At 71.2% G+C, this 24,878-nt stretch carries 18 protein-coding genes and 1 pseudogene; 15 read left to right on the plus strand and 4 right to left on the minus strand.

Translation table 11 applies throughout. The features are described from left to right. The 4 genes and pseudogenes from BN12_RS24955 to BN12_RS26655 all read left to right on the plus strand — a co-directional run. Window positions 1–248: pseudogene (locus BN12_RS24955) on the plus strand (hypothetical protein); the annotation flags it as partial. A 297-nt stretch (window positions 249–545) separates the two neighbouring features. Then, on the plus strand, window positions 546–761 hold the full coding sequence (locus tag BN12_RS03160; RefSeq protein ID WP_053079935.1) for a DUF4244 domain-containing protein: 216 nt from the start codon (window positions 546–548) through the stop codon (window positions 759–761). A gap of 181 nt (window positions 762–942) precedes the next feature. After that, window positions 943–1,272, plus strand: a complete 330-nt coding sequence (locus BN12_RS03165; protein WP_200901131.1) for a TadE family type IV pilus minor pilin — start codon at window positions 943–945, stop codon at window positions 1,270–1,272. A gap of 161 nt (window positions 1,273–1,433) precedes the next feature. Then, complete coding sequence (locus BN12_RS26655; protein WP_083454373.1) at window positions 1,434–1,889, plus strand: Rv3654c family TadE-like protein; 456 nt, start codon at window positions 1,434–1,436, stop codon at window positions 1,887–1,889. 39 nt (window positions 1,890–1,928) lie between these two features. On the opposite strand, the gene BN12_RS03175 is transcribed toward BN12_RS26655, so the two are convergent. Next, window positions 1,929–2,375 (minus strand): hypothetical protein, encoded by a 447-nt coding sequence (locus tag BN12_RS03175; protein ID WP_048550009.1) that lies wholly within the window; start codon window positions 2,373–2,375, stop codon window positions 1,929–1,931. Between the two features lie 51 nt (window positions 2,376–2,426). After that, a complete protein-coding gene (locus BN12_RS03180) occupies window positions 2,427–5,120 on the minus strand; it encodes a DEAD/DEAH box helicase (protein WP_083454374.1) in 2,694 nt (897 codons plus the stop codon). A gap of 61 nt (window positions 5,121–5,181) precedes the next feature. On the opposite strand from BN12_RS03180, the gene BN12_RS03185 reads away from it, so the two are divergent. The 8 genes from BN12_RS03185 to BN12_RS03220 all read left to right on the plus strand — a co-directional run bounded on the left by BN12_RS03185 (window position 5,182) and on the right by BN12_RS03220 (window position 17,559). Beyond that, window positions 5,182–5,529, plus strand: coding sequence for an anti-sigma factor antagonist (locus tag BN12_RS03185; RefSeq protein ID WP_048550012.1), 348 nt, complete (start codon window positions 5,182–5,184; stop codon window positions 5,527–5,529). Window positions 5,530–5,828: 299 nt separating this feature from the next. Next, window positions 5,829–8,177 (plus strand): sodium-translocating pyrophosphatase, encoded by a 2,349-nt coding sequence (locus BN12_RS03190; RefSeq protein ID WP_048550014.1) that lies wholly within the window; start codon window positions 5,829–5,831, stop codon window positions 8,175–8,177. Window positions 8,178–8,327: 150 nt separating this feature from the next. Next, window positions 8,328–9,839, plus strand: coding sequence for a DUF7059 domain-containing protein (locus BN12_RS03195; protein WP_048550016.1), 1,512 nt, complete (start codon window positions 8,328–8,330; stop codon window positions 9,837–9,839). A gap of 1,086 nt (window positions 9,840–10,925) precedes the next feature. Continuing rightward, window positions 10,926–11,603 (plus strand): TetR/AcrR family transcriptional regulator, encoded by a 678-nt coding sequence (locus BN12_RS03200; RefSeq protein ID WP_157635321.1) that lies wholly within the window; start codon window positions 10,926–10,928, stop codon window positions 11,601–11,603. Further along, window positions 11,603–13,336, plus strand: coding sequence for an ABC transporter ATP-binding protein (locus BN12_RS03205; protein WP_048550018.1), 1,734 nt, complete (start codon window positions 11,603–11,605; stop codon window positions 13,334–13,336). Before BN12_RS03200 ends, BN12_RS03205 begins: the two co-directional genes overlap by 1 nt. Then, window positions 13,333–15,390, plus strand: a complete 2,058-nt coding sequence (locus BN12_RS03210) for an ABC transporter ATP-binding protein (protein WP_048550022.1) — start codon at window positions 13,333–13,335, stop codon at window positions 15,388–15,390. Before BN12_RS03205 ends, BN12_RS03210 begins: the two co-directional genes overlap by 4 nt. Before the next feature lie 111 nt (window positions 15,391–15,501). Beyond that, window positions 15,502–17,256, plus strand: coding sequence for a sodium:solute symporter family protein (locus BN12_RS03215; protein WP_083454375.1), 1,755 nt, complete (start codon window positions 15,502–15,504; stop codon window positions 17,254–17,256). 9 nt (window positions 17,257–17,265) lie between these two features. After that, window positions 17,266–17,559, plus strand: a complete 294-nt coding sequence (locus BN12_RS03220) for a hypothetical protein (RefSeq protein WP_048550025.1) — start codon at window positions 17,266–17,268, stop codon at window positions 17,557–17,559. A gap of 66 nt (window positions 17,560–17,625) precedes the next feature. On the opposite strand, the gene BN12_RS03225 is transcribed toward BN12_RS03220, so the two are convergent. Further along, complete coding sequence (locus BN12_RS03225; protein WP_048550027.1) at window positions 17,626–18,858, minus strand: CapA family protein; 1,233 nt, start codon at window positions 18,856–18,858, stop codon at window positions 17,626–17,628. A gap of 124 nt (window positions 18,859–18,982) precedes the next feature. Next, window positions 18,983–19,783, minus strand: a complete 801-nt coding sequence (locus tag BN12_RS03230; RefSeq protein ID WP_157635322.1) for a dioxygenase family protein — start codon at window positions 19,781–19,783, stop codon at window positions 18,983–18,985. A 181-nt stretch (window positions 19,784–19,964) separates the two neighbouring features. Between BN12_RS03230 and topA the strand changes: the two genes are divergently transcribed. Genes topA through BN12_RS03245 form a run of 3 tightly spaced genes read left to right on the plus strand, consistent with a single transcriptional unit; the run spans window position 19,965 to window position 24,805 of the window. Beyond that, a complete protein-coding gene (gene topA, locus BN12_RS03235; protein ID WP_048550029.1) occupies window positions 19,965–22,745 on the plus strand; it encodes a type I DNA topoisomerase in 2,781 nt (926 codons plus the stop codon). Window positions 22,746–22,785: 40 nt separating this feature from the next. Then, complete coding sequence (locus tag BN12_RS03240) at window positions 22,786–23,238, plus strand: SCP2 sterol-binding domain-containing protein (RefSeq protein ID WP_048550031.1); 453 nt, start codon at window positions 22,786–22,788, stop codon at window positions 23,236–23,238. A gap of 7 nt (window positions 23,239–23,245) precedes the next feature. Continuing rightward, on the plus strand, window positions 23,246–24,805 hold the full coding sequence (locus BN12_RS03245) for an AMP-binding protein (RefSeq protein ID WP_048550034.1): 1,560 nt from the start codon (window positions 23,246–23,248) through the stop codon (window positions 24,803–24,805). Window positions 24,806–24,878 lie beyond the last annotated feature (73 nt).

Consider the following 24,878-nt stretch of genomic DNA (forward strand, 5'->3'; position numbering starts at 1 on the left):
CGGTCTGGGCGCCGGCCGCCTTGGCGTGGCGGGCCGCCCTGACCGCCGGCGTCTCCCCGGCGGCTCTCGTGGATCGTGCGGCCGACGTGCTGCGCGACGGGGAGAGTCGGCGGGTCGAGACCGCCCTGGCCCGCGCCGGGGTGCTCCTCGTCCTTCCCCTCGGCATCTGCTTCCTGCCCGGATTCGTCGCGACGACGGTCGTTCCCGTCGTCCTCCAGCTCCTTCACGGCTTCGCCGGATCAGGGTGACCGAGGGCTCGGTGGTCGGGTGTCGCGTGGCGACGCCGGCTCGACCTGACCCATGGTCACCGGTTCATCCGCGGTGGGCCGCTCATCCAGGTCGCCCGCCCAGCCCCGGCCGCCGGTCCACCCTCGGTGGTGGGCCGCTCATCCACGGTCATCCGCTCGTTCGTCCACAACCCGTGACTCCGCCGCGTCGTGTCCACAGGGCCGCCGGCCCTCTCCCGGCGCCGGGGGCGACCGGCGAGCCTGGACGAAAGACGAACGGCATACGGCACCCCCGATGCCACAACGAGAGGAGAACTCATGACTCACACGATGGCGACGGTCGGCTACTGGCTCCGGCGGAGCGCCGGGCGGCTGCGGCAGCGCCCGGAGGCAGGGATGACGACGGCGGAGTACGCCGTGGGCACGATCGCCGCGGTGAGCTTCGCCGTGGTCCTCATGGCGGTCGTCAAGTCGGGCGCCGTCCGGTCGGCTCTGGCGAGCGTCATCACCGGGGCGCTCGGGCTCGGCGGCTGAGCTCGTGCGCGGCGACGGGGAGATGACGGGCGTGGCGGTCGCGCCCGAGGCGGCACTCCGTTCTCGCCGAGCGAGCGACAGAGACGGGGAGGGCGCTGACGCGTGCCTCCCGCGGCCTGGCGGGCGTCGGTGCTCGCGCGCATCGGCCTCGCCTCGGCTGCCCCGGCCGGAGAAGGGCATGGTGAGCGCCGAGCTGGCGGTCGCTTTCCCCGTCGTCACCGTCGTGCTCGCGCTGGTGCTGGCCGCCGTGAACTACGGCATGACCCAGGTGCGGTGCGTCGACGCCGCGAGGACGGCTGCGCGGATGGTGGCACGCGGCGACGCGCTCGACACCGCCCGGGGCACCGCCCTGCGTGGTCTGCCGTCCGGGGCCGCCGTCGGCATCGACGTGTCCGGCGCGGACGTCGTCGTCCGGGTGAGCGCCGCGTCGTGGGCGGTCTCGTGGCTCGGGGTTCCCCCGGCGCGTTCGGAGGCCGTGGCGGCACGTGAGTCCGGCGGCGACGACGCATGAGGGGTATGCAGCCTCGACGGCGATCGTGGAGCGCCGGACCCGCCGGACCCGCCGGCCATCGGTCGGCGGGAGGCCGCGCAGCTGCCGCGGACGGCGGCGGCCGACTGCCGGCGACGAGCCGATCCTCGAGGAGCCCGTCTCCCCGAGTCCGCACAACCTCCATGGCCGGAGGCGACCGACGGCTCCCCGGCCGAGCCGTAGGCCCCGCCGCGTCGTGTTCCCGCCCGCGCACCGGTCATCGGGCCGAGACCCGGGTCCGGGTCGAGCGGGGTTCGGCGACCGTTCTCGTCGTCGGTGTCCTCGCCGTGCTCGTGGTCGTCGGCTCGGCGGCGACCTTGGTGGCAGTCGCTGCGACGGCCACCCACCGGGCCGCCACGGCCGCCGACCTGGCGGCGCTCGCCGGGGCCGTCGCCCTTCGAGACCTCGGCTCCGCCGACCGAGCATGCGCTGCGGCTGGTCGACTCGCTGAGCGCAACGGAGGTGTCCTCGTCAGCTGTTCCGCGGCGACGGACGAGTCGGTGACCGTGCGGTGCTCAGTGCCGACGGGACTGTCCGGAGCGGGGTTCCCGGCGTCCGTGGTCCGAGAGGCCCGCGCCGGGCCTGCGCCGGACACCTGACCGGCGGGGGGTGGTTCGCTCGATCGTCGAGCCGTCGGCTCAGGACTGACCGGACGCCCCGCCGTCGGGAACCCGGCTCTCGGCGATCTCCGCGCGCTGGCGCGCCGCCTCCGCGGCCTCACGCTGCTGCTGCACCTGGGCTTGATTGGCGCGCTCCGCGGCTGCGCGCTCCTGCTCGATGCGCTGCCGCTCGGCGGCCCACTCCTGCTCCTTGCGCGCCTGCTCCTCCTGGGCGACCCGTTCCTGCTCCTTGGCTGTCCGGCGCTTCCGGGCGTTCCGCCGGGCACCGAGCCGCAGGACGGAGAAGCCGAGCCAGAGGACGAGGAGGACGGCCGCGCCGGCGACCGCCAGGGCAAGCGGCGTCAGACCGATCGTGACGCCGAGAACCTCGATCTGGATCTGGTTGTGCATGTCGACAGTCCCGACGAAGATGGCGGCGCCCGCGCCCACGGCGACAAGGACGAGAATCAGTCCGAGAACGATCATCAGTCGGCCTTTCCAGGACGGGACCGGGTGTCGGTCCGTACTTCTTCGACCCTAGCTCCTGACCTGCGACGATGCGCCTCCTGACGCGGCGTGCCGGGACATTTCCGGCGCCAGGACGGGCTCGTTCCGTCGCGGTCGATCGGAGGCGACCACGGTTGAGAGAGGAGTGCACCCCGTGGGCGGCACCGGGGTCACGGGTGTGGGTGCCGTCCAGGTCGCGAGGACGAGATCCAGCAGCCGGACCGCACCCGCCTTGTCGAGAGGGCGGTTGCCGTTGCCGCACTTGGGCGAGTGGACACAGGCCGGGCACCCGTCAGCACACGGGCAGGACGCGACCGTGTCGCGCGTGGCGCGCAACCACGGGACGAAGGCTTCGTAGGCGCGGGCGGCGAAGCCCGCGCCGCCCGGATAGCCGTCGTACACCATGATCGTCGGCAGCCCGGTGTCCGGATGGAGGGCGGTCGACACCCCGCCCACGTCCCAGCGGTCCGAGGTCGCGACGAGCGGCAGCATGCCGATGGCCGCGTGTTCCGCGGCGTGTGCGGCTCCGGGGATGTCGGCCGCGTCGATCCCGGCCGCCGCCAACGCCGCCGGGGTCATCGTCCACCACACCGCCCGCGTCTGCAGCACTCGAGGCGGCAGGTCGAGGGGATGCCGGCCGATCGTCTCGCCGCCGGGCAGCCGGCGGACGAACCCGGTCACCTCGTTCGTCACCCGGACCCGGCCGAAGGACAGCTCGATGTCGCACGCCCTCCCCTGGGCTGCCGAGCGGTCCGGACGACCATCGAGCGATCGGGCACCGGAACGTTCGACCCTGCTGTCGCCGGTGGAGGAGCCCGCCGGGCCGCCGGGTCGGTGAGGGCGAGCACCGGGCTCGAGGGCCGCTGCGGGGGTCCGATGGCGGGGTGCCGGTCCGCGGCGCTCGGACCGCTCGACCTCCTCGATGGCGAACGAGCTGACCGACTGTGCATGGGTGGTCCATCCCGGGTCGCCCGCGACGACCGTGGCGGTCGCCGACTCCAGATCGAGCTCGGTGACGACCCACGTCGTCCCCTGGTGGACATGGACCGCGCCGGTGTGCACCTGACTGTGGGCGGAGGCGGCATCGATCGTCCCGAGGACCCGGCCGGTGCGGTGCTCGACGATGCTGACGACCTCGTCGGCCCCGCGGAGCGAGACGTGGTCGGTCGGCCGGTCGTCGCGCGCCCAGTACCATCCGGTCGGCCGACGGCGCAGGATGCCCGCCGCGACGAGCCGATCCACGATGTGCCGTGCGCTGGGCCCGAACAGGTCGAGGTCGCCCGCCGCGAGCGGCAGCTCCGCCGCGGCCGCCGCGAGATGAGGCGCGAGGACGCGCTCGTTGTCGGGGTCGAGGACGGTCGTCTCCGCAGGCACGGCGAAGATCGCCTCGGGGTGGCGCAGGAGATAGGAGTCGAGCGGGTCGTCGGCGCCGACGAGGATGGCGAGCGAGCGACCCGCGGACCGTCCGGCACGCCCGAACCGCTGCCACAGCGAGGCGCGGCGCCCCGGCCAGCCGGCGACGAGGACTGCATCGAGGCCGCTGACGTCGATGCCGAGCTCGAGCGCGTTGGTCGCGGCGAGGCCGACGATCGCGCCGGTGCGCAGCGACCGCTCGAGCTCGCGGCGCTCCTCCGGGAGATACCCCCCTCGGTATGCGGCGACGCGATCGTCGGCCGCGGGGTCGACGTCCGCCAGGTGCCGTCTCGCGGCGGACGCCAGCGCCTCGACGCCGGCCCGGGACGGGGCGAAGGCCACCGTCTGGACGCCCGCTGCCACGAGCCCGGCGAGCAGGTCGGCCGACTCGGTGGTCGCCGAGCGACGCGCCGGTCCGTCGGCCGTGGGGGAACCGAGGGGCGAGGACAGGCCGCCGGCCGCGGAGGGACCGAGGGCCCCCGGCTCCCAGAGCCCGACGGTCATCGCCTCGCGGGGGGATCCGTCGCGGGAGACGGGCGTGAACGGCATACCGACGAGAGCCTCGGCATGGCGTGCGGGCTCGCCGACGGTCGCCGAGGCGAGGACGAACGTGGGCGCGGCCCGGTAGCGGGCGGCGACACGTCGCAGTCGGCGCAGCACGGCGGCGACATGCGATCCGAACACCCCGCGGTAGACATGGCACTCGTCGACGACGACGTACCGGAGCGCCCGGAGGAAGGACGCCCACCGCTCATGGCCCGGCAGGAGGGAGTGGTGGACGAGGTCGGGGTTGGTGAGGACGACGTTCGCGTGATCGCGGATCCACCGCCGCTCGTCCGCAGGAGTGTCTCCGTCGTATGCGGCGGCGCGCACTCCCGGGATGGCCAGCCGGGTGATGTGGTCGAGCTGGTCGGCGCCGAGTGCCTTCGTCGGGGCGAGATAGAGGACGGTGGCTCCTCGGCCGGTCGCCGAGGTGGATCCGTCGACGGCGGCGGTGAGGGCGGGCAGGAGGTAGCCCAGGCTCTTGCCCGACGCCGTACCGGTGGACATGACGACATGCCGGCCCTCGTGGGCGAGGTCTGCGGCCTCCCGCTGGTGGCTCCACAGCTGCTCGACCCCGGCCATGCTGACGGCGGCGAGCACGGGCGGTGCGACCCACGACGGCCACGGCGAGGTCGACGCGCTCCGCGCCGGGAGCTCCTCGACATGCACGAGACGCCCGGGCGCGACACCGCCGAGGCGTGCGAGGACCACCGCAGGGTCGAACCCGGCGGGCGAACCCGTCGAACCCGAGGACGCGGGGGTGACCATTGCGGATACGGTAATCGCGACCGCGGACAGCCACCGAACGACGACGGGAAGGAGACCGGCAGTGGACCTGGCGATCTCGACGACCGAACGCAAGGGCGGGACCGTCGTCACGGTCGGCGGCGAGATCGACGTCTACACGGCGCCCCTCCTGCGCGACGCCCTCGACCAGCAGATCACGGCGGGCCGGGTCCGGCTCGTCGTCGACCTCGACGCTGTCGACTTCCTCGACTCCACCGGCCTCGGCGTCCTCGTCGGCCGGCTCAAGCTCGTCCGCAACCAGTCCGGGACCCTCGCCATCGTGTGCACCAAGGAGCGCATCCTCAAGGTCTTCCGGATCACCGGCCTCGACAAGGTCTTCACCATCCTCGACTCGGTCGACGAGGCGGTCACGGTCGCCACCGAGGCCTGAGCCATGCCCGGCGAGATGCGGCGAGGAAGGGGGCGCGGCGCCGATCGCTGAGCGGCGCCGAGGGCCGGGCCACCATCCGGACGGCGTCGCATACCGCATCCGCACCCCCCGGAGTGAGGCTGACGTGACTTGTCTCACATGCCGAGAACGCCCCCGACGTTGGGGACGACCGGCCCGGAAGGTAGCCTGCCCCCGGACGTCCCGTTGTTTCGGTGCGCTCGTGCCCCCGGGACCTGACCAACCCCCATCCAATTGACACAACGAACTATTGGCAATACCCCCATCGAGGAGGATGGCTCATGACAAGCCTTGCGCTTGCCCCCGTCGCGACAGCGGACCTCACGCTGTCGGGGACCAACCGGACGTTGGTGATCGCCGTCGCGGTCATCGCCGTCATCGCCCTTGTCATGGGCTTCGTCTTCCGTCGGCAGGTCCTGTCGCACGACCCCGGCACCGAGAAGATGCAGGAGATCGGCGCGGCCGTCGAGGAGGGCGCCTCCGCCTACCTCGGCCGGCAGTTCAAGACCCTCGGCATCTTCGTCGTCATCGTCTTCCTCCTCCTGCTCGCCCTGCCGGCCGACACCGGAGCGGTGCGCTGGGGCCGCTCGGGGTTCTTCGTCCTCGGCGCGGTCTTCTCGGCCACCATCGGGTACCTCGGGATGAGCCTCGCCGTGAAGGCCAACGTCCGGGTCGCCTCCGCGGCCCGCAAGCCGAACGGGCGTGACGAGGGCATGAAGGTCGCCTTCCGCACCGGCGGCGTCGTCGGCATGGTGACGGTCGGCCTCGGCCTCCTCGGCGCCTCGATCGTCGTCCTCGCCTACAAGGGCGACGCTCCGAAGGTCCTCGAGGGCTTCGGGTTCGGCGCGGCCCTGCTCGCCATGTTCATGCGGGTCGGCGGCGGCATCTTCACCAAGGCGGCCGACGTCGGCGCCGACCTCGTCGGCAAGGTCGAGGCCGGCATCCCGGAGGACGACCCGCGCAACGCCGCGACGATCGCGGACAACGTCGGCGACAACGTCGGCGACTGCGCGGGCATGGCCGCGGACCTCTTCGAGTCGTATGCCGTGACGCTCGTCGCCGCGCTCATCCTCGGCTCCGTCGCGTTCGGCGACTACGGCCTCGTCTTCCCGCTCATCATCCCCGCCATCGGTGCCATCACCGCCCTCCTCGGCGTCTACATCACCAAGGCGCGCAGCGGCGAGAACCCGCTCAACGCGATCAACCGCGGCTTCTACATCGCGGCCGTCATCTCGGCGGTCCTCTCGGCGGTCGCGGCCTTCACCTACCTGCCCTCCACGTTCAAGGAGCTCGGCTCCTCCGACGACAGCGTGTCGGCGCTGACGGGGAACCCGCGGATCACGGCCATCCTCGCCGTCATCATCGGCATCGTCCTCGCCGGCATCATCCTGTGGCTCACCGGCCACTTCACCGGCACCGACAAGCGCCCGACGCGCGACGTCGCCCGGACCTCGCTCACCGGCCCCGCGACCGTCGTCCTCTCGGGCATCGGCGTCGGCCTCGAGTCGGCCGTCTACACCGCCGCCATCATCGGCGGCGCGGTCTACCTCGCCTTCCTCCTCGGCGGCGGCTCGACGGCCCTCGCCCTCTTCCTCGTCGCCCTCGCGGGGTGCGGCCTGCTGACGACGGTCGGCGTCATCGTCGCCATGGACACCTTCGGCCCGGTCTCGGACAACGCCCAGGGCATCGCCGAGATGTCCGGCGACGTCGACGGCGAGGGGGCCCAGATCCTCACCGAGCTCGACGCGGTCGGCAACACGACGAAGGCCATCACCAAGGGCATCGCCATCGCGACGGCCGTCCTCGCGGCGACCGCTCTCTTCGGGTCCTACTCCGACGCGTGGCAGACGGCGGCGCAGAAGCTCAACCTCACCGAGCAGCCGGACAACAGCGTCGTCCTCCGGTTCACGACGGAGATCGTCTCGCCGAACACGCTCGTCGGCGTCATCCTCGGCGCGGCGGTCGTCTTCCTCTTCTCCGGCCTCGCGATCAACGCGGTGACCCGGGCCGCCGGCGCCATCGTCTTCGAGGTGCGCCGCCAGTTCCGCGAGCACCCGGGGATCATGGACGGCACCGAGAAGCCGGAGTACGGCAAGGTCGTCGACATCTGCACGAAGGACTCGCTCCGCGAGCTCGCGACACCCGGCCTGCTCGCCGCCCTCATGCCCGTCGCCGTCGGGTTCGGTCTCGGCATCGGCCCGCTCGCCGGGTTCCTCGGCGGCGCGATCGGCGCGGGCGCGCTCATGGCCGTGTTCCTCGCCAACTCCGGCGGCTCGTGGGACAACGCGAAGAAGATCGTCGAGGACGGCCACCACGGCGGCAAGGGCAGCGACGCCCACGCCGCGACCGTCATCGGCGACACCGTCGGCGACCCCTTCAAGGACACCGCCGGCCCGGCCATCAACCCGCTCATCAAGGTGATGAACCTCGTCTCGGTCCTCATCGCCCCGGCCATCGTCACGCTGACGCTCGGCGACAACGCGAACTCGGCGATCCGCTACGGCATCGCCGCCGTCGCCTTCGTCATCGTCGTCGCCGCGGTCGCCATCACGAAGAACCGCGACATCGCCATCGGCGGGGACGACGACCAGGGCGCCGCCCAGCGGATCGAGACGCCGGCGGTCAGCTGACCGGCAACGACCGGCCCGTATGCGAAGGGCGCACCGGAACGCCTCCGGTGCGCCCTTCCGCATACCCGGGGTCCGTCGCACACCGAGGGTGCGCCGGAGCGCCGCGGCACTGCTGCGGTGAGGCACCGAGGCAGCGCATAGGGTTCGATCATGCGCAGCGACCCGGCCCGGCCACCTCGCGTGGACGAGCGGCTCCTCGCAGCGCTGCGGTCCGATCTCGAGGCCGCGGCATACACAGTCGACGACGTCAACGACCTCCTCGGCCCCCTCGCGGCGGCGGCGCTGGCACGCGAGCAGACGATCCCGGCCCAGCGCGTCACGGCCACGGACGACTCGCCTCTCGCGACCCTCGTCCGCCTCCTCGCCCTCGGGGACCCCGTCGACGCTGCCGACGCCGCCGCCGCGCTGCCCACGCTCGGAGTCGACGGCGCGAGGAGCCTCGGCCTCGTCCGCGACGAGGGCGACGCCGTCGTCGCCGAATGCGACCTGCGCCCCCATGGCGACGACACCCACGGCTGGTGGGTCGCGTCCGATCTCGGCGAGCTCGCGACGCGGAGGCCGCTGCGCCCCGACCACGTCCTCGGCGTCGGCGCGGCCTCGGCGACGCTCGCCGACTGGACCGTGCGACGGCCGGTCGCCACCGCCGTCGACCTCGGCACCGGGTGCGGAGTGCAGGCACTCCACCTCTCCGGCCACGCGCGGGAGGTGACGGTCACCGACACCTCCCGGCGGGCCCTCGCCTACGCCCGGTTCAACGCCGCCCTCAACGGCCAGACCTGGCGCGTCCTCGAAGGGGACCTCCTCACGCCCGTCGAGGGCGAGCGGTTCGACCTCGTCGTGAGCAACCCGCCCTTCGTCATCACGCCCCGCGGCGCCGACGTGCCGGTCTTCGAGTACCGGGACGGCGGTCGGGCGGGCGACGACGTCGTCGCGGAGCTCGTCCGCGGGGTCGGCTCGCTCCTGCGCCCGGGCGGGGTCGCCCAGCTCCTCGGGAACTGGGAGGTCCCGGCGGGGGCCGACTGGCGCGACCGGGTCGGCGAGTGGGTGCGCGGGACCGGGCTCGACGCGTGGGTCGTCCAGCGCGAGGTGCAGGATCCCGCGCAGTATGCCGAGGTGTGGGCTCGCGACGGCGGTCACCACAACGGGACGTCCGAGTTCGCCACGATGTATGCCGCGTGGCTCGACGACTTCGCGTCCCGGGACGTCGAGGCGGTCGGGTTCGGGGTCATCACCCTCCAACGGCCCACCTCGGGTCGGTCGCCGTTCGTCGACCTCATGGAGGCGCCCGGACCGGTGGCCCATCCCATGGGACCGGGCGTCGAGGCCGGCCTCGCGGCGCGAACCCTCCTCGCCGAGTCCTCCGACAGCGATCTGCTGTCCCGTCGGTGGAGGGTCGCGGACGATGTGACGGAGGCTCGATGGAGCCGGCCGGGAGCCACCGACCCCGCGGTCATCGAGCTCGTCCAAGGCGGTGGCCTGCGACGGACCGTCCGCCTCTCGACGGCGGCCGCGGCATACGTCTCCGTCGCCGACGGTGAGCTGACCGCGGACCAGGCGCTCGTCGCCATCGCCGCCCTCCTCGACGCCGATGCCGACTCCGTCCGCGCCGAGGTCCTGCCCGTCCTCCGCGATGCCGCCAAGGACGGACTCCTCGTCCTCTGACGCGGTCGCCAACCCCCGGCGTGACGGCGACTGGAGGGGGTCGAGGTATCGGCTGACGCTCTGGTGGACGTGTCGGATTACCTCGATCGGGAGGGCGGCCGGCGCAGTCGAGGTATCTAGTGACGTTCCGGTGGTGTGGGGCTACCTCGACTGGGAGAGTGCCCGGCGGGTCGAGGGTATCGGCTGACGCTCTGGTGGACGTGTCGGATTACCTCGACTCGGGGGGTGCCCGCTTGGGTGGAGGTACCTGGTGGCGTTCCGGTGGTGTGGGGTTACCTCGACTCGGGCGGTGTCCGGTGGGTCGAGGTATCTGGTGACGTTCCGGTGGTGTCGGGTGGCTCGGAGTTCTACGTGGGCTCGTGGGTGGAGGTGGCGGACGCGGTCGAGACATGTGTGACGCCTGCGTGATGGTCGGGATACCTCGATCGGGAGGGCGGCCGGCGCGGTCGAGGTATCTGGTGACCTTCCGGTGGTGTGGGGTTACCTCGACTGGGAGAGTGCCCGGTGGGTGGAGGTATCTGGTGACGCTCGGCCGGTGTGGGGTTACCTCGACTCGGGGGGTGCCCGCTGGGGTGGAGGTATCTGGTGACGTTCCGGTGGTGTGGGGTTACCTCGACTCGGGCGGTGTCCGGTGGGTCGAGGTATCTGGTGACGTTCCGGTGGTGTCGGGTGGCTCGGAGTTCTACGTGGGCTCGTGGGTGGAGGTGGCGGACGCGGTCGAGACATGTGTGACGCCTGCACGATGGTCGGGATACATCGATCGGGAGGGCGGCCGGCGCGGTCGAGGTATCTGGTGACGTCCCGGTGGTGTGGGGTTACCTCGACTCGGGGGGTGCCCGGTGGGTGGAGGTATCTGGTGACGTCCCGGTGGTGTGGGGTTACCTCGACTGGGAGAGTGCCCGGTGGGTCGAGGTATCTGGTGACCTTCCGGTGGTGTGGGGTCACCTCGACTCGGGGGGTGCCCGCTGGGTCGAGGTATGAGGTGACGCTCGGGCGGGATCGGGTTACCTCGGTCGCGGGGAGAGCTGGCGAGGACAGCAGCAAAAGCGGTTGTGAGTGAGTGCTCACTCATTTATAGTCGACCGAGTGACACCCCGAGCACCCGCCATGTCGGCCGACGAGCGCCGAGCCGCTCTCGTCGCGGCGACGATCCCGCTGCTGCGGGAGCACGGCCGGGCCGTGACGACCCGGCAGATCGCCCGATCCGCCGGGGTGGCCGAGGGGACGATCTTCCGCGTCTTCGACAGCAAGGACGAGCTCGTCGACGAGGCGATCCGGGCGGGGATGAACCCGCGGCCGCTCCTCGATGCCATCCGTGCCGTCCCCCGTGACGACCCGTTCGAGACCCGCCTGCTCGCCGTCGTCACCATCGTCCAGGACCGGCTCCTCGGCATCTTCGGGCTGCTGCGCTCGGTCGGCTTCGTCGCCCCGCCCCACCCGCACAAGCAGCCGGCCATCGACGGTATCCAGGCCGAGATCGAGGCGGCGCTCGTCGCGCTCGTGGGGGACGACGCGGAGCGGCTGCGGATGCCGGTCCGGCGCTTCCTCCACCATGTGCGCCTCCTCACCTTCGCCGGAAGCCATCAGCAGATCGCCGACGGCAACCTGCTCACGCCGGCGGAGATCGTCGACGTCCTCCTCCACGGCGCCCTCGACGGCGGATGCGGCCATGCGGTATGCGACGAGGTCGCCATGGGCCATCTCCGCCCGGGATCCGCACGCCCGCCACGGACCCCACGTCCCGACCGGAAGGACCTCCGCTGATGCTCGTCCGTCTCGTCCGCACCGGACTCCGGCCGTACTCCACGGCCATCGTCCTGCTCCTGGTCCTCCAGCTCGCGGCGACGATCGCATCGCTGTACCTGCCCTCGCTCAACGGCCAGATCATCGACCAGGGGGTCGCGAAGGGCGACACGACGTTCATCCTCCACACCGGCGCGATCATGCTGGTCATCTCGATCGTCCAGATCGCCGCGACGATCTCGGCGACCTACCTCGCTTCCCGGTCGGCCGCGGGAATGGCGCGCGACCTGCGTCGCGGCGTCTTCACGCGCGTCCTCGACTTCAGCGCCCAGGAGGTGTCGCGCTACGGCGCGCCGACCCTCATCTCGCGGAGCACCAACGACGTCCAGCAGGTCCAGCTCGTCAGCTACATGGGGATGGCGATCATGGTGACCGCGCCGATCATGATGGTCGGCGGGGTCATCATGGCGCTGCGCGAGGATGTCGGGCTGTCGTGGCTCATGGTCGTCGCCGTCCCGGTTCTCGGGATCGCCGTCGGTCTCGTCATCAGCCGGATGATCCCGAACTTCCGCGTCATGCAGAAGTCCGTGGACAACGTCAACCGCATCCTCCGCGAGCAGATCACCGGCATCCGCGTCGTGCGGGCCTTCGTCCGCGAGGACGAGGAGCGGGCCCGCTTCGCGGAGGCCAACACGACCTACACGAACTCCGCGCTCGCCGTCGGCCGGCTCATGGCCCTGGCGTTCCCCATCGTCATGGTCGTCTTCAACGCCTCGACCGTCGCCGTCCTGTGGTTCGGCGCGAAGCGTGTCGAGGCGGGCCAGATGGAGATCGGCGCGCTCACGGCATTCATGTCCTACCTCATGCAGGTCCTCATGTCCGTCATGATGGCGACCTTCATGTCGATGATGATCCCCCGGGCGGCAGTCTCGGCCGGGCGGATCAGCGAGGTCCTCGACACCCGGTCGACCGTCGTGCCCCCCGTCGACCCGGCACCCCTGCGCAGAGGCGGCGTCGAGGTCGAGCTCGACGACGTGTCGTTCCACTACCCGGGCGCGGGTGCCCCTGTCCTCCAAGGGATCTCGTTCACGGCCAAGCCTGGCACGACGACGGCGATCATCGGGTCCACGGGAGCCGGTAAGACGACGCTCGTCAACCTCGTGCCGCGGCTGTTCGACGTCACGTCCGGCGCCGTGCGGATCGACGGCGTCGACATCCGCGACGTCGCGCTCGACGACCTGTGGGACCACATCGGACTCGTCCCGCAGAAGCCGTACCTCTTCACCGGGACGATCGCGACGAACCTGCGCTACGGGAACCCGGAGGCGACCGACGACCAGCTGTGGCAGGCCCTCGAGGTCGCCCAGGCGGCCGACTTCGTCCGCGCCATGCCGGACGGCCTCGACGCGGCGGTCGCCCAGGGCGGGACGAACCTGTCGGGCGGGCAGCGCCAGCGCGTCGCGATCGCGCGGGCGCTGGTCGCGACGCCGGACGTCTACCTCTTCGACGACTCCTTCTCGGCGCTCGACACGGCGACGGACGCGCGGCTGCGGAGGGCCTTGCGGCCGGTGACGAGGGACGCCGTCGTCATCGTTGTCGCACAACGTGTCTCGACGATCGTCGACGCGGACCAGATCGTCGTCCTCGACGACGGCCGGGTCGTCGGCGCCGGCACCCACGAGGAGCTCCTCGGGACGTGCGAGACCTACCGAGAGATCGTCACGAGCCAGCAGGCCACGGAGGAGGCAGCATGAGCGAGACCCGCTCGGAGGAGGAGAAGGCGGCCGCCGCCCGGCGAGGGCCGGGGCAGGTCCGTCGTGGAGGGCCGCCACATCTCTCGCTCGGCGCGCCCGGCGAGAAGTCGCAGAGCTTCGGGCCGTCGGCGCGGCGGCTGCTCGGCCGGATGCGGCCGGAACGCCTCACCCTGTATGCCGTCCTCCTCCTCGCGCTGTGCTCCGTCGTCCTCAGCGCGGTCGGGCCGAAGATCCTCGGTCACGCGACGAACCTCATCTTCGCCGGGGTCTTCAGCAAGCAGATCCCCGCGGGCGTGACGCAGGAGCAGGCGGTCGAGGGACTGCGCGCCCAGGGGCAGGGCCGCCTCGCCGACATGCTCGCGGCGATGGACCACGTCATCCCCGGGCACGGCATCGACTTCACGGCCGTCGCGCACGTCCTCCTGTTCGTCCTCGGCCTCTATGTCATGTCCTCGGTCCTCGCCTGGCTCCAGGGCTACCTGTTGACCGGCGCGGTGAACCGGACCGTCTTCGTCCTCCGCCGCGACGTCGAGGACAAGCTCAACCGGCTTCCGCTGCCCTACTTCGACAACCAGCCCCGCGGCGAGCTCCTCTCGCGGGTCACCAACGACATCGACAACGTCGCCCAGAGCCTGCAGCAGACCCTCTCCCAGCTGCTCACCTCGCTCCTCACGCTCCTCGCGATGCTGACGATGATGTTCGTCGTCTCGCCGGTGCTCGCCGTCATCGCGCTCGTCACGATCCCCGTGTCGATCCTGCTCACCCGCGCCATCGGCAAGCGGTCGCAGAAGCACTTCGTCCAGCAGTGGAAGAGCACCGGCGAGGTCAACGGCATCGTCGAGGAGGCGTTCACCGGGCACGGCCTCGTCAAGGTCTTCGGCCGGCAGCACGAGGTGACCGAGCAGTTCACGACGAAGAACGAGGAGCTGTATGCCGCGAGCTTCGGCGCCCAGTTCGTCAGCGGCATCATCATGCCGGCGATGATGTTCGTCGGGAACCTCAACTACGTCATCATCGCCGTCGTCGGCGGCCTCCGGGTCGCGAACGGCTCAATGTCCCTCGGCGACGTCCAGGCGTTCATCCAGTACTCGCGCCAGTTCACCCAGCCGCTGACGCAGGTCGCCTCGATGGCCAACCTCATGCAGTCCGGAGTCGCCTCCGCGGAGCGGGTCTTCGAGGTGCTCGACGCCGCCGAGCAGGTGCCCGACGCCGCCGACGCCGTGACGATCGAGGACGCGCACGGCCGCGTCGCCTTCGAGGACGTCAGCTTCTCGTACACGCCGGACAAGCCGCTCATCGAGCACCTCGACCTGTGCGTCGAGCCCGGCCACACCGTCGCCATCGTCGGGCCGACCGGGGCCGGCAAGACGACGCTCGTCAACCTCATCATGCGGTTCTACGAGCTGGACGGTGGACGGATCACGCTCGACGGCGTCGACATCACCGCGCTGACCCGGCACGACCTGCGCGCGGAGGTCGGGATGGTCCTGCAGGACACCTGGCTGTTCGCGGGCACGATCCGCGACAACATCGCATACGGCCGACCCGGTGCCACGGACGAGGAGGTCATCGAGGCCGCTCGCGCGACGTACGTCGACCGCTTCGTCCACTCGCTGCCCGACGGCTACGACACGGTCCTCGACTCCGAGGCGAGCAACATCAGCGCCGGGGAGAAGCAGCTGCTCACCATCGCGCGGGCCTTCATCTCCGACCCCGCCCTCCTCATCCTCGACGAGGCGACCAGCTCCGTCGACACCCGCACCGAGCTGCTCGTCCAGCAGGCGATGGCGAACCTGCGGACGGACCGGACCAGCTTCGTCATCGCGCACCGGCTCTCGACGATCCGCGACGCGGACCTCATCCTCGTCATGGAGGACGGGCGCATCGTCGAGCAGGGCACGCATGCCGAGCTCCTCGCCGCCGGTGGGGCGTTCGCCCGGTTGTATGCCGCCCAGTTCAGTGGTGCGGCGGCCGACGCGGACGAGGACCTCGTCGGTGTCGGCGCCGGCCCGGGCGGTATGGCGGGCGGTCCGATGGCCCCGCCGCCGCGCTGAGATCACGCTCGGATAACGCACTGCGTGCCCTGTGCACAGTGGCACCTTTGGGGCTAGTGTGACGCCTGGGACGGGCGGAGGGTCCGTCCGGACGGGAGCGCGACGATGCCGATGACCGCCGTGGGAATGGTGCCCACCCAGACCCTCATCGATGCCACACCGGTCGACTACCTCATTCTCGCGATCTACTTCATCTTCGTGCTCGGCATCGGGTTCATGGCCCGCCGGGCCGTCTCCGACTCCCTCGACTTCTTCCTCTCGGGCCGCTCGCTGCCGGCCTGGGTGACGGGTCTCGCCTTCATCTCGGCGAACCTCGGTGCCGTCGAGATCATGGGGATGTCGGCCAACGGAGCGCAGATCGGCATACCGACCGTCCACTACTTCTGGGTCGGCGCGATCCCCGCGATGCTCTTCCTCGGCATCGTCATGATGCCCTTCTACTACGGCTCCAAGGTCCGCTCGGTCCCGGAGTTCATGTTCCGGCGGTTCGGCACCGGAGCCCACCTCGTCAACGCGATCTCCTTCGCGATCGCGCAGCTGCTCATCGCCGGCGTCAACCTCTTCCTCCTCGGCTCGATCGTCCACGCGCTGCTCGGCTGGCCGAAGTGGGTGACGCTCATCGTCGCCGCCCTCATCGTCCTGTCGTACATCACCCTCGGCGGCCTGTCGGCGGCGATCTACAACGAGGTCCTCCAGTTCTTCGTCATCGTCGCCTCCTTGCTGCCGTTGACACTCATCGGCCTCCACCGCCTCGGCGGCTGGGGTGGCATGGAGGAGAAGATCCGCGCTGCAGCCGCGGCCGCCCCCGCCTCCGCCGGCGTGCCACCCGCGAACGAGCAGCTCAACTCGTGGGCCGGACAGGCACTCTCCGGGTTCAGCAATCCCTTCTGGTCGGTCGTCGGCATCGTCTTCGGCCTCGGGTTCGTCCTCTCCTTCGGCTACTGGACGACCAACTTCGTCGAGGTCCAGCGAGCCATGGCGTCCAACTCGATGACGGCGGCGCGCAAGACGCCCATCATCGGCGCCTTCCCCAAGATGTTCGTGCCCTTCATCACCATCGTCCCGGGCATGATCTCCGCCGTCCTCGTCGTGGAGATCGGCCGGATCAAGAACGGCGAGAAGGTGCCCGGCGGGTCGTCGGGCGACGGCGTGACCTTCAACGACTCGCTGCTGCTGCTCATGCGAGAAGTGCTGCCCAACGGCCTGCTCGGCCTCGCGATCACGGGTCTGCTCGCCGCCTTCATGGCCGGCATGGCGGCGAACATCTCCGCCTTCAACACGGTCTTCAGCTACGACCTGTGGCAGCGCTACATCCGCAAGAACCACAGCGACGACTACTACCTGCGGATCGGCCGCCTCGCGACCGTCGGCGCCACCATCATCGCGATCTTCACCGCATCCATCGCGGGTCAGTTCGGCAACATCATGAACTACCTGCAGACCCTCTTCGGGTTCTTCAACGCACCGCTGTTCGCGACGTTCATCCTCGGTATGTTCTGGAAGCGGATGACGGCGACGGCCGGCTGGGTCGGCCTGAGCCTCGGCACGATCTCGGCGGTCATCGTCGCATTCCTCTCCGAGGACGCCTTCGGGTCGGCCAGCACGGGCGTCCTCCCGTTGCACGGTCAGGGGGCGGCCTTCGTCGCGGCGAGCACCGCGTTCGTCGTCGACATCGTGGCCAGCGTCATCGTGTCCGGGTTCACCGAGCCCAAGCCCGTCTCCGAGCTGCGACACCTCGTCTACTCCGAGACCCCACGCTCGGAGCTCGTCGACCCGGAGGCCGCGACGATGGCGTGGTACCAACGGCCGGGGCCGCTCGCGGTCATCGCGCTCGTCCTCGTCATCGGCCTCAACGTCATCTTCTGAGGAGTCACCGTGGCAAACACCGACCAGGGCCAGCACACCGCCGGAGCGTTCGACATCCGCAACTTCATCGGCGCACTGCTCGGGCTCTTCGGCATCATCCTCCTGCTCATGGGCCTCTTCGGGGACACGGAGGAGGCGAAGACCGGCGGCGTCAACGCGAACCTGTGGGCCGGTATCGCGCTCATCATCGTCTCGGTCATCTTCCTCACCTGGGCGAGGCTCAGGCCGACGATCGTGCCGCCCCACGTCGAGACGCCGGAGATCGACCCCACGCGGCCCGGCCCGACCCCGAAGGGCCACTAGCGAGCCACCAGTGCAGCGGTCGGGTCGTCGCCTCGGATCGTCAGCGGGCGCCGGAGCGCGCCGACGTCACCCGCCGGTCGGCCGCGCCGAGCACTTCCCCGAGCCGAGGGACGAGACGCCGCGGACGACGCGGCTCCACGTCGTCGCATTCGAGGCCTTCGTGACCGGCTCGATGACGTGGCCCTCCAGCTTGACGCGGGTCGGCTGGTAGGTCGCGGACTCGGTGACCCGCCCGGCGTCGTCACGGCTGATCGTCACCGTGGCGATCATCCCCTCCTGGGTCTCGGGCCGCAGACCCGCGGCCTGTGAAGGAGCCTGGTTGGACAGGGAGTTGCCGAGGCCGTAGAAGACGTACTTGCCGTGGATCGTCTGGCACGGCTGGACGACGTGGACGTGGGTGCCGAGGATGAGGTCGACGTCCTTGCTCGCGAGAAGCGCTGCGGCGAGCGAGGTCTGGTCCTTGGTCGGCTTCGTGATGTACTCGGCTCCCCAGTGGAGGCTCACGACGACGATGTCGGCGCCTGCGCGCTTCGCGGCCCGAGCGTCGGCGATGATGCCCGCCGCCTTGCGTGCCGGCCACAGCGACTGCGCGGTCCACGGCGCGTCCGGCGGGGTCTTGGTGTTCGGGCCCCAGTCGTTGAGGACGGTGTAGCTGTAGGCGAGCTGGGCCACTCGGACGCCGTGCGTCGTGTAGTGCGCGACGGAGCGGGGGGCCTTGGGGTCGGCGGTCGGCCCCGCATACTGCAGCCCGGCGGCGTGGAGGACGGACACCGTCGAGGCGAGGCCCGCGCGGCCCTGGTCCCATGTGTGGTTGGAGGCGAAGTCGCATCCGTCGTAGCCGGCCCCCTTGACGGCGGCAGCCATCTCGTGAGGGGTGTTGAAGACGAGCCGGCCGGGGACGCTGAGGTTCGTGTCGTTCTTCGACAGCGGCGTCTCCATGTGGCAGATCGCCAGGTCGGCGCGCCCCAGGATCGGCGCGACCCGGGCGAACATCGGCGCATAGTCGTAGGTGACGCCCGTCGCCGTGCCGTAGCGCCGGGCGTCCTTGGTCACCGTGCTGTGGGCGAGGACGTCGCCGGCCGCCGCGATGGTGAGGTGGAACGGCCGGCCTCTCACGGACCCGTCCGCACCCGTTGTCGCGGATGTCGATCCGGTCGGCGTCGTCGTGCGGGCTCCGTTCGCCCCGCCCGGGCCGGCGGGCGTGCCCGCGCCGTCCGGTCGCGCACCGAGGGAGCAGCCGGCCGCGGCACCGGCGAGCGCGACAGCGGCCAGCGTCGTGGGGAGTCTCCGCCGAGCCATGCCGACACGGTATGCCGTCCTGCGCCTCCGCCTCGGGAGGTCGCCCGGGTCGGCCGCCGGTGTCCGGGAGCGACGAGTGGCGCACTGGCCCCGATCGGGTGCCGGATCGCCGGGCGGGCGGGACTCAGGCGAACTGCCAGGAGCGCTTCGACAGGCCGAACCAGAAGCCGTCGATGACGCTGTCGCTCTCCAACGACCCGGACGCGCAGGCCGCTCCGAGGCTGACGAACAGCGGCGCCCAGTGCTCGGTCCGCGGGTGGGCCTCCCTGGCGGCGGGCGCCTTCGCGAGGAAGTCGAGGACCCCGTCGACGTCCCCGGCGGCCAGCGTCTCGGCGGCCCAGTGGTCGAACTCACGGGAGGCGGCGGGCGGCGCGACGTCCGCCCCCTCGCCCGGGTGGAACCAGCGCAGGTTGTGGGTCGTGAAGCCGGAGCCGAGGATGAGCGTGCCCTCGTCGCGCAGCGGGGCGAGCGTCCGGCCGAGGTCGAAGAGGCGCTGCGGGTCGAGTGTGGGCATCGACAGCTGCACGACCGGGACGTCCGCCGCGGGGAACATCTCGACGAGCGGCACGTAGGCCCCGTGGTCCAGGCCCCGGCCCTCCTCGCGGGCGACCGGGGTGCCGTCACCCGTGACGAGCCGCTCGACGCTCGCCGCGAGCTCGGGAGCGCCGGGTGCGGCATACGTCACGTCGTAGTAGCGCTGGGGGAAGCCCCAGAAGTCGTAGACGAGGGGAGTCCGGCCGTTCGTCGACGACAGGGAGACCGGCGCCTGCTCCCAGTGCGCGGAGACGACGAGGATGTCCTTGGGCCGGGGGAGTCCGTGCGACCAGGCCGAGAGCTCGGCGGTCCAGCGGGCGTCGTCGGCGAGCGGTGGTGCGCCGTGGCTGAGGTAGAGGACCGGCATCCGCTCCGCTGTGGTCGTCGTCATGGCACCCATTCTACCGGCAGATGGTTGAAGGTTCAAATAAACGCCACATCGGTCGGCGGCCCGGCGTCCGGAATGAGATGTCGATGCGGGAATGCGGGGGTGAGGGGTTACCGTTGCGCCCGACACCACGTCGAGGCAGCGACGAATCCGCTGCACGTGGTCGGACAGGAAGCAGGAGCACGTGAGTGACACCGGACGCAAGCTCGTCATCGTCGAGTCGCCGACGAAGGTCAAGAACATCGCCGCCTACCTCGGCGACGGATGGGACGTCGAGGCGTCCGTCGGGCACATCCGGGACATCCCGACGCCGTCCCAGCTGCCGCCGGAGATGAAGAAGGGCCCGTATGCCAAGTTCGGGGTCGACATAGACAACGACTTCGAGCCCTACTACGTCGTCGACGCCGACAAGAAGAAGAAGGTCAACGAGCTGAAGCGGCTCCTCAAGGGCGCCGACGAGCTCTACCTCGCGACGGATGAGGACCGTGAGGGCGAGGCCATCGCCTGGCACCTGCTGCAGACCCTCAAGCCGACGATCCCGGTGAAGCGCATGGTGTTCCACGAGATCACCCCCGAGGCGATCCAGCGCGCCGCCGACCACACCCGCGACCTCGACATCAACCTCGTCGACGCCCAGGAGACCCGGCGCGTCCTCGACCGGCTCTACGGCTACGAGGTGTCGCCCGTCCTGTGGCGCAAGGTCCGCGCCGGTCTGTCGGCGGGCCGGGTCCAGTCCGTCGTCACCCGGATGGTCGTCGACCGCGAGCGCGAGCGGATGGCCTTCCGCGCCGCGTCGTACTGGGACGTCGAGGCCGACGTGACCCCCGACACCGAGGCGAACCTGTTCACCGCCCGGCTCACCGGCGTCGACGGCCATCGGGTGGCGACCGGACGCGACTTCGCCGACGACGGGACGCTCACCTCGGCGAAGGTCGTCCACCTCGACGAGGAGGACGCGCGCTCGATCGCGGCGCAGCTGCTCCAGGCCGCGGTGCAGGTGGCCGGGGTCGACGAGAAGCCGCGCTCCCGCAGGCCGTCCGCGCCGTTCACCACCTCGACGTTGCAGCAGGAGGCCTCGCGCAAGCTGCGGCTGTCCTCGCGCGACACGATGTCGGTCGCCCAGCGTCTCTACGAGCGCGGCTACATCACGTATATGCGGACCGACAGCACGACGCTGTCCGAGGCGGCGCTCACCGCGGCCCGGACGCAGGCGCGCGAGCTGTACGGAGCGTCATACGTCCCGGACGCACCGCGCCGCTACGAGAAGAAGAGCAAGAACGCCCAGGAGGCCCACGAGGCGATCCGCCCGGCCGGCGACCGGTTCCGCACCCCGGCGCAGGTCGCCGGCGAGCTGCGGGGCACCGAGATGGCGCTCTACGACCTCATCTGGAAGCGCACCGTCGCCTCCCAGATGGCCAACGCGGAGACGATGACGACGACGCTGCGCCTCGGTGCCACGCTCGAGGACGGCCGCGCCGTCGAGCTGTCCGCGTCCGGCACGGTCGTCACCTTCCGCGGGTTCCTCGCCGCCTACGAGGAGGGTCGCGACGAGGAGGACACCCGTCGCCGCAAGGCATCCCAGATCGCGGCCGAGGAGGAGCGCCGCCTGCCGCGCCTCGGTGTCGGGGTTCCCCTGACGGTCGACCGCGCCGAGGCCGAGGGCCACGAGACGAGCCCACCGCCGCGCTATACGGAGGCGACCCTCGTCAAGGCGATGGAGGAGCGGGGCATCGGGCGCCCGAGCACGTATGCCCAGATGGTCGGGACCGTCCAGGACCGCGGCTACGTCCGCATCCGGGGATCCGCGCTCGTGCCGACCTGGTTGGCGTTCGCCGTGACCCGGCTCCTGGAGATCCACTTCTCCTCGCTCGTCGACTACGACTTCACGGCCTCGATGGAGGAGGACCTCGACCGTATCGCGGCCGGCACGGAGCGACGCGCGACGTGGCTCAAGCGCTTCTACTTCGGCGACGAGGCGACCGACGCCGAGGGGCTCCAGGACCTCGTCGAGGACCTCGGTGACATCGACGCCCGCGGCATCTCGACGATCGAGATCGGCGACGGGATCGTCGTCCGCGTCGGCCGGTACGGCCCGTACGTCGAGGAGGTCGCGCCCGCCGGGGTCGACCCGGCGACGGGAGAGATGAGCGACGACGCGGCGACCGCTCCGCGGCGGGCGAGCATCACCGACGACATCGCACCCGACGAACTGACGCCGGCCAAGGCCCGGGAGCTGCTCGAGGCGGCGGCCGACGACGGCCGCGTCCTCGGGACCGACCCGGCGACGGGACACGAGATCGTCGCGAAGGCAGGGCGATACGGCCCGTACGTCACCGAGGTGCTTCCCGAGCCGAATGGTGACACCCCCACCAAGGGCCGTGCCAAGGCGGCGAAGCCCAAGCCGCGCACCGCCTCGCTCTTCAAGGACATGGACCTGTCGACGATCGACATCCACACCGCCCTGCGTCTCCTCTCGCTGCCGCGCGTCGTCGGCGCCGATCCCGAGTCGGGAGAGCAGATCACGGCGCAGAACGGCCGCTACGGCCCGTACCTGAAGAAGGGCACCGACTCCCGGAGCCTGGAGTCCGAGCAGCAGCTGTTCGACATCACCCTCGAGCAGGCGCTCGCGATCTACGCCCAGCCCAAGCAGCGGGGTCGCGCCGCGGCGAAGCCGCCGCTGGCCTCCTTCGACGTCGACCCGGTGTCCGGCAGGCCGGTCGTCGTCAAGGACGGCCGGTTCGGCCCCTACGTGACGGACGGTGAGACGAACGCCACGCTGCGCCGCGACGACGACCCGGAGTCACTGACCGCCGAGCGGGCCTACGAGCTGCTCGCCGAGAAGAGGGCCCGCGGTCCCGTCACGCGCAAGCGGGCCGCGAAGAAGACGACGGCCCGCAAGACGGCGACGAAGAAGACCACGGCCACGAGGACGACGGCCAAGAAGACGACGACGAAGAAGGCCTGAGGCGGCTCTTGGCCTCGAGGGACGGGGAGAGGGGAGCACGATGACGGGGTTCACCGTCGAGTCGGTGAGGAGCAGCACACCTCGCGAGTTCGCGACGCTCATCAAGGGGGCCAAGGACGCCGACATCCGGGCCGCCATGGCAGGGCCGGAGCGTGCGGACCTCCTCGACGCCGTCTTCGCCAAGTTCCCCGAGCTGTTCGTGCCCGAGAAGGCCGCCGGTGTCGACGCGCGGATCGACATCCGGGTGACCGGCGGCCCGGGGGACTCCTCCGACACGTACGCGATCGTCGTCCGGGACTCCACGTGCACCGTCGAGAAGGCGCCGACGGTCGAGCCCACCGTCTCGCTCATGATGGCGCCCGTCGAGTTCCTCAAGATCATCACCCGATCCGGCAACCCGGTCATGATGGCGATGACGGGCAAGCTCAAGGTGCGGGGCGATCTGGCCCTCGCCCAGCGCTTCGGTGACTACTTCGACGTACGGCGGGGATGATCGGCCGATGAAGCCCACGGTCGTCGCGACGACGATGGCGAAGCGCGGCTTCTTCGCGCCCGCGCTGCCGCACCGGCTCGCCCGCCAGCTGACGAGCATGCGCACCTGGGGCTTCGGCCTCGCCGGCGAGCTGCGCCAGGCTGCGGCCCGGTCCCCGAAGTCGGTCGCCGTCGTCGACGACGACCGGCGCCTCACGTATGCCGAGCTGGTCGCCGAGAGCGACGCCGTCACCTCGGTGCTGTCCGCACGGGGCATCGGTCCCGGAGACCGGATCGGCCTTCTCGCCCGCAACCACGTGGGCACCGTCTCGGCCATTCTCGGCGCCAACGCACTGGGCGCCGACCTCGTGCTCCTCAACACCGGGCTCGGTGCGGACGCGCTGGCGCACCTCGTCACAGAGCAGGACCTGCGGCTGCTCGTCCACGACGACGAGTTCTCCTCTCTCGTCGGCGATCTGGGGGTCGGTCGTCTCTCCGAGCGTGACCTCGCGCGCGAGCTGCACCTGCTCGGGCCGGTCCCCGGCCCACCGCCACCGGTGGAGGCGGGCCGCACTGTCATCCTCACGTCCGGGACGACCGGTATGCCGCGCGCCGCCACCCGCCGGACGCCAGGTGGTCTGGGGCCGATGGTCTCCATGCTCGATCGCATACCGCTCAACAACCGCGACCGGGTCCTCGTCTCGGCACCGCTCTTCCACACGTGGGGGTATGCCGCGCTGCAGCTCGGACTCGGGGTCCGGGCCACTCTCGTCCTCCAGCGGCGGTTCGACCCGGTGGCGGCCCACACGGCGCTCGTGCGGTACCGGTGCCACGCCATGTTCGCCGTCCCGATCCTCATCGAGCGGATGCTCGCCGCGGCCGATGCCGGAGATCTCCCGCGGCCGCCGGAGCTGCGGGTCGTGGCGGTCAGCGGGTCCTCGCTGTCGACAGGCTTCGCGCCACGGTTCATGGACCGCTACGGCGAGGTGCTCTACAGCCTCTACGGCTCGACGGAGGCGTCGTGGATCTGCATCGCGGATCCCCGCCAGCTGCGCCGGGATCCGGCGACGGCGGGGACGCCACCGCTCGGCACCCGCGTCGAGATCCTCGATGCCGACCTCGCGCCGGTCCGCGACGGGGTCACCGGCCGGATCTTCGTCGGCAACGACCTCGTCTTCGAGGGCTACTCCGACGGCGGGGGCGTGACCTCGCACGAGGGGATGATCGCGACGGGCGACCTCGGGCATCGGGCCGGCGGACTCTTCTACGTCGACGGGCGCGGCGACGACATGGTCGTCAGCGGGGGCGAGAACGTCCACCCGGCGGCGGTGCAGCGCATCATCGAGGAGAGTCCCGAGGTCCGCGAGGTCTGTGTGACGGGTGTCCCGGATGCCGAGTTCGGGCAGCGCCTGGCCGCATTCGTCGTCCTCGAGGAGGAGGCGTCCCTCTCCGGCGAGGACGTGCGCGCGCTCGTCCGGTCGCGGCTCGCGCGGCACGCCGTCCCCCGGGACGTCCACTTCGTCGAGGCGCTGCCCCGCAACGCCGCCGGCAAGGTCCTCGCCAGAGAGCTCGTCGCACCCGACGCCTGACCCCTCCGGTGCCGAGCCCGGGCCTCCCCGTGGGTGCGATCCGCCCCGGCCTACGCCCACCCCACGCCCACGC

This window comes from Nostocoides japonicum T1-X7, from assembly GCF_001046855.1.
GTDB lineage: Bacteria > Actinomycetota > Actinomycetes > Actinomycetales > Dermatophilaceae > Nostocoides > Nostocoides japonicum.

Excerpts from the sequence above, each read along its gene's own strand:
- BN12_RS03240 (WP_048550031.1), top strand. The coding sequence starts at position 22,786 with ATGACGGGGTTCACCGTCGAGTCGGTGAGGAGCAGCACACCTCGCGAG.
- BN12_RS03180 (WP_083454374.1), bottom strand. The coding sequence starts at position 5,120 with ATGGTCACCCCCGCGTCCTCGGGTTCGACGGGTTCGCCCGCCGGGTTC.
- BN12_RS03205 (WP_048550018.1), top strand. The coding sequence starts at position 11,603 with ATGCTCGTCCGTCTCGTCCGCACCGGACTCCGGCCGTACTCCACGGCC.
- BN12_RS03215 (WP_083454375.1), top strand. The coding sequence starts at position 15,502 with ATGACCGCCGTGGGAATGGTGCCCACCCAGACCCTCATCGATGCCACA.
- BN12_RS03210 (WP_048550022.1), top strand. The coding sequence starts at position 13,333 with ATGAGCGAGACCCGCTCGGAGGAGGAGAAGGCGGCCGCCGCCCGGCGA.
- BN12_RS03195 (WP_048550016.1), top strand. The coding sequence starts at position 8,328 with ATGCGCAGCGACCCGGCCCGGCCACCTCGCGTGGACGAGCGGCTCCTC.
- BN12_RS26655 (WP_083454373.1), top strand. The coding sequence starts at position 1,434 with ATGGCCGGAGGCGACCGACGGCTCCCCGGCCGAGCCGTAGGCCCCGCC.
- BN12_RS03245 (WP_048550034.1), top strand. The coding sequence starts at position 23,246 with ATGAAGCCCACGGTCGTCGCGACGACGATGGCGAAGCGCGGCTTCTTC.
- BN12_RS03160 (WP_053079935.1), top strand. The coding sequence starts at position 546 with ATGACTCACACGATGGCGACGGTCGGCTACTGGCTCCGGCGGAGCGCC.
- BN12_RS03225 (WP_048550027.1), bottom strand. The coding sequence starts at position 18,858 with ATGGCTCGGCGGAGACTCCCCACGACGCTGGCCGCTGTCGCGCTCGCC.
- BN12_RS03190 (WP_048550014.1), top strand. The coding sequence starts at position 5,829 with ATGACAAGCCTTGCGCTTGCCCCCGTCGCGACAGCGGACCTCACGCTG.
- BN12_RS03230 (WP_157635322.1), bottom strand. The coding sequence starts at position 19,783 with ATGACGACGACCACAGCGGAGCGGATGCCGGTCCTCTACCTCAGCCAC.
- BN12_RS03175 (WP_048550009.1), bottom strand. The coding sequence starts at position 2,375 with ATGATCGTTCTCGGACTGATTCTCGTCCTTGTCGCCGTGGGCGCGGGC.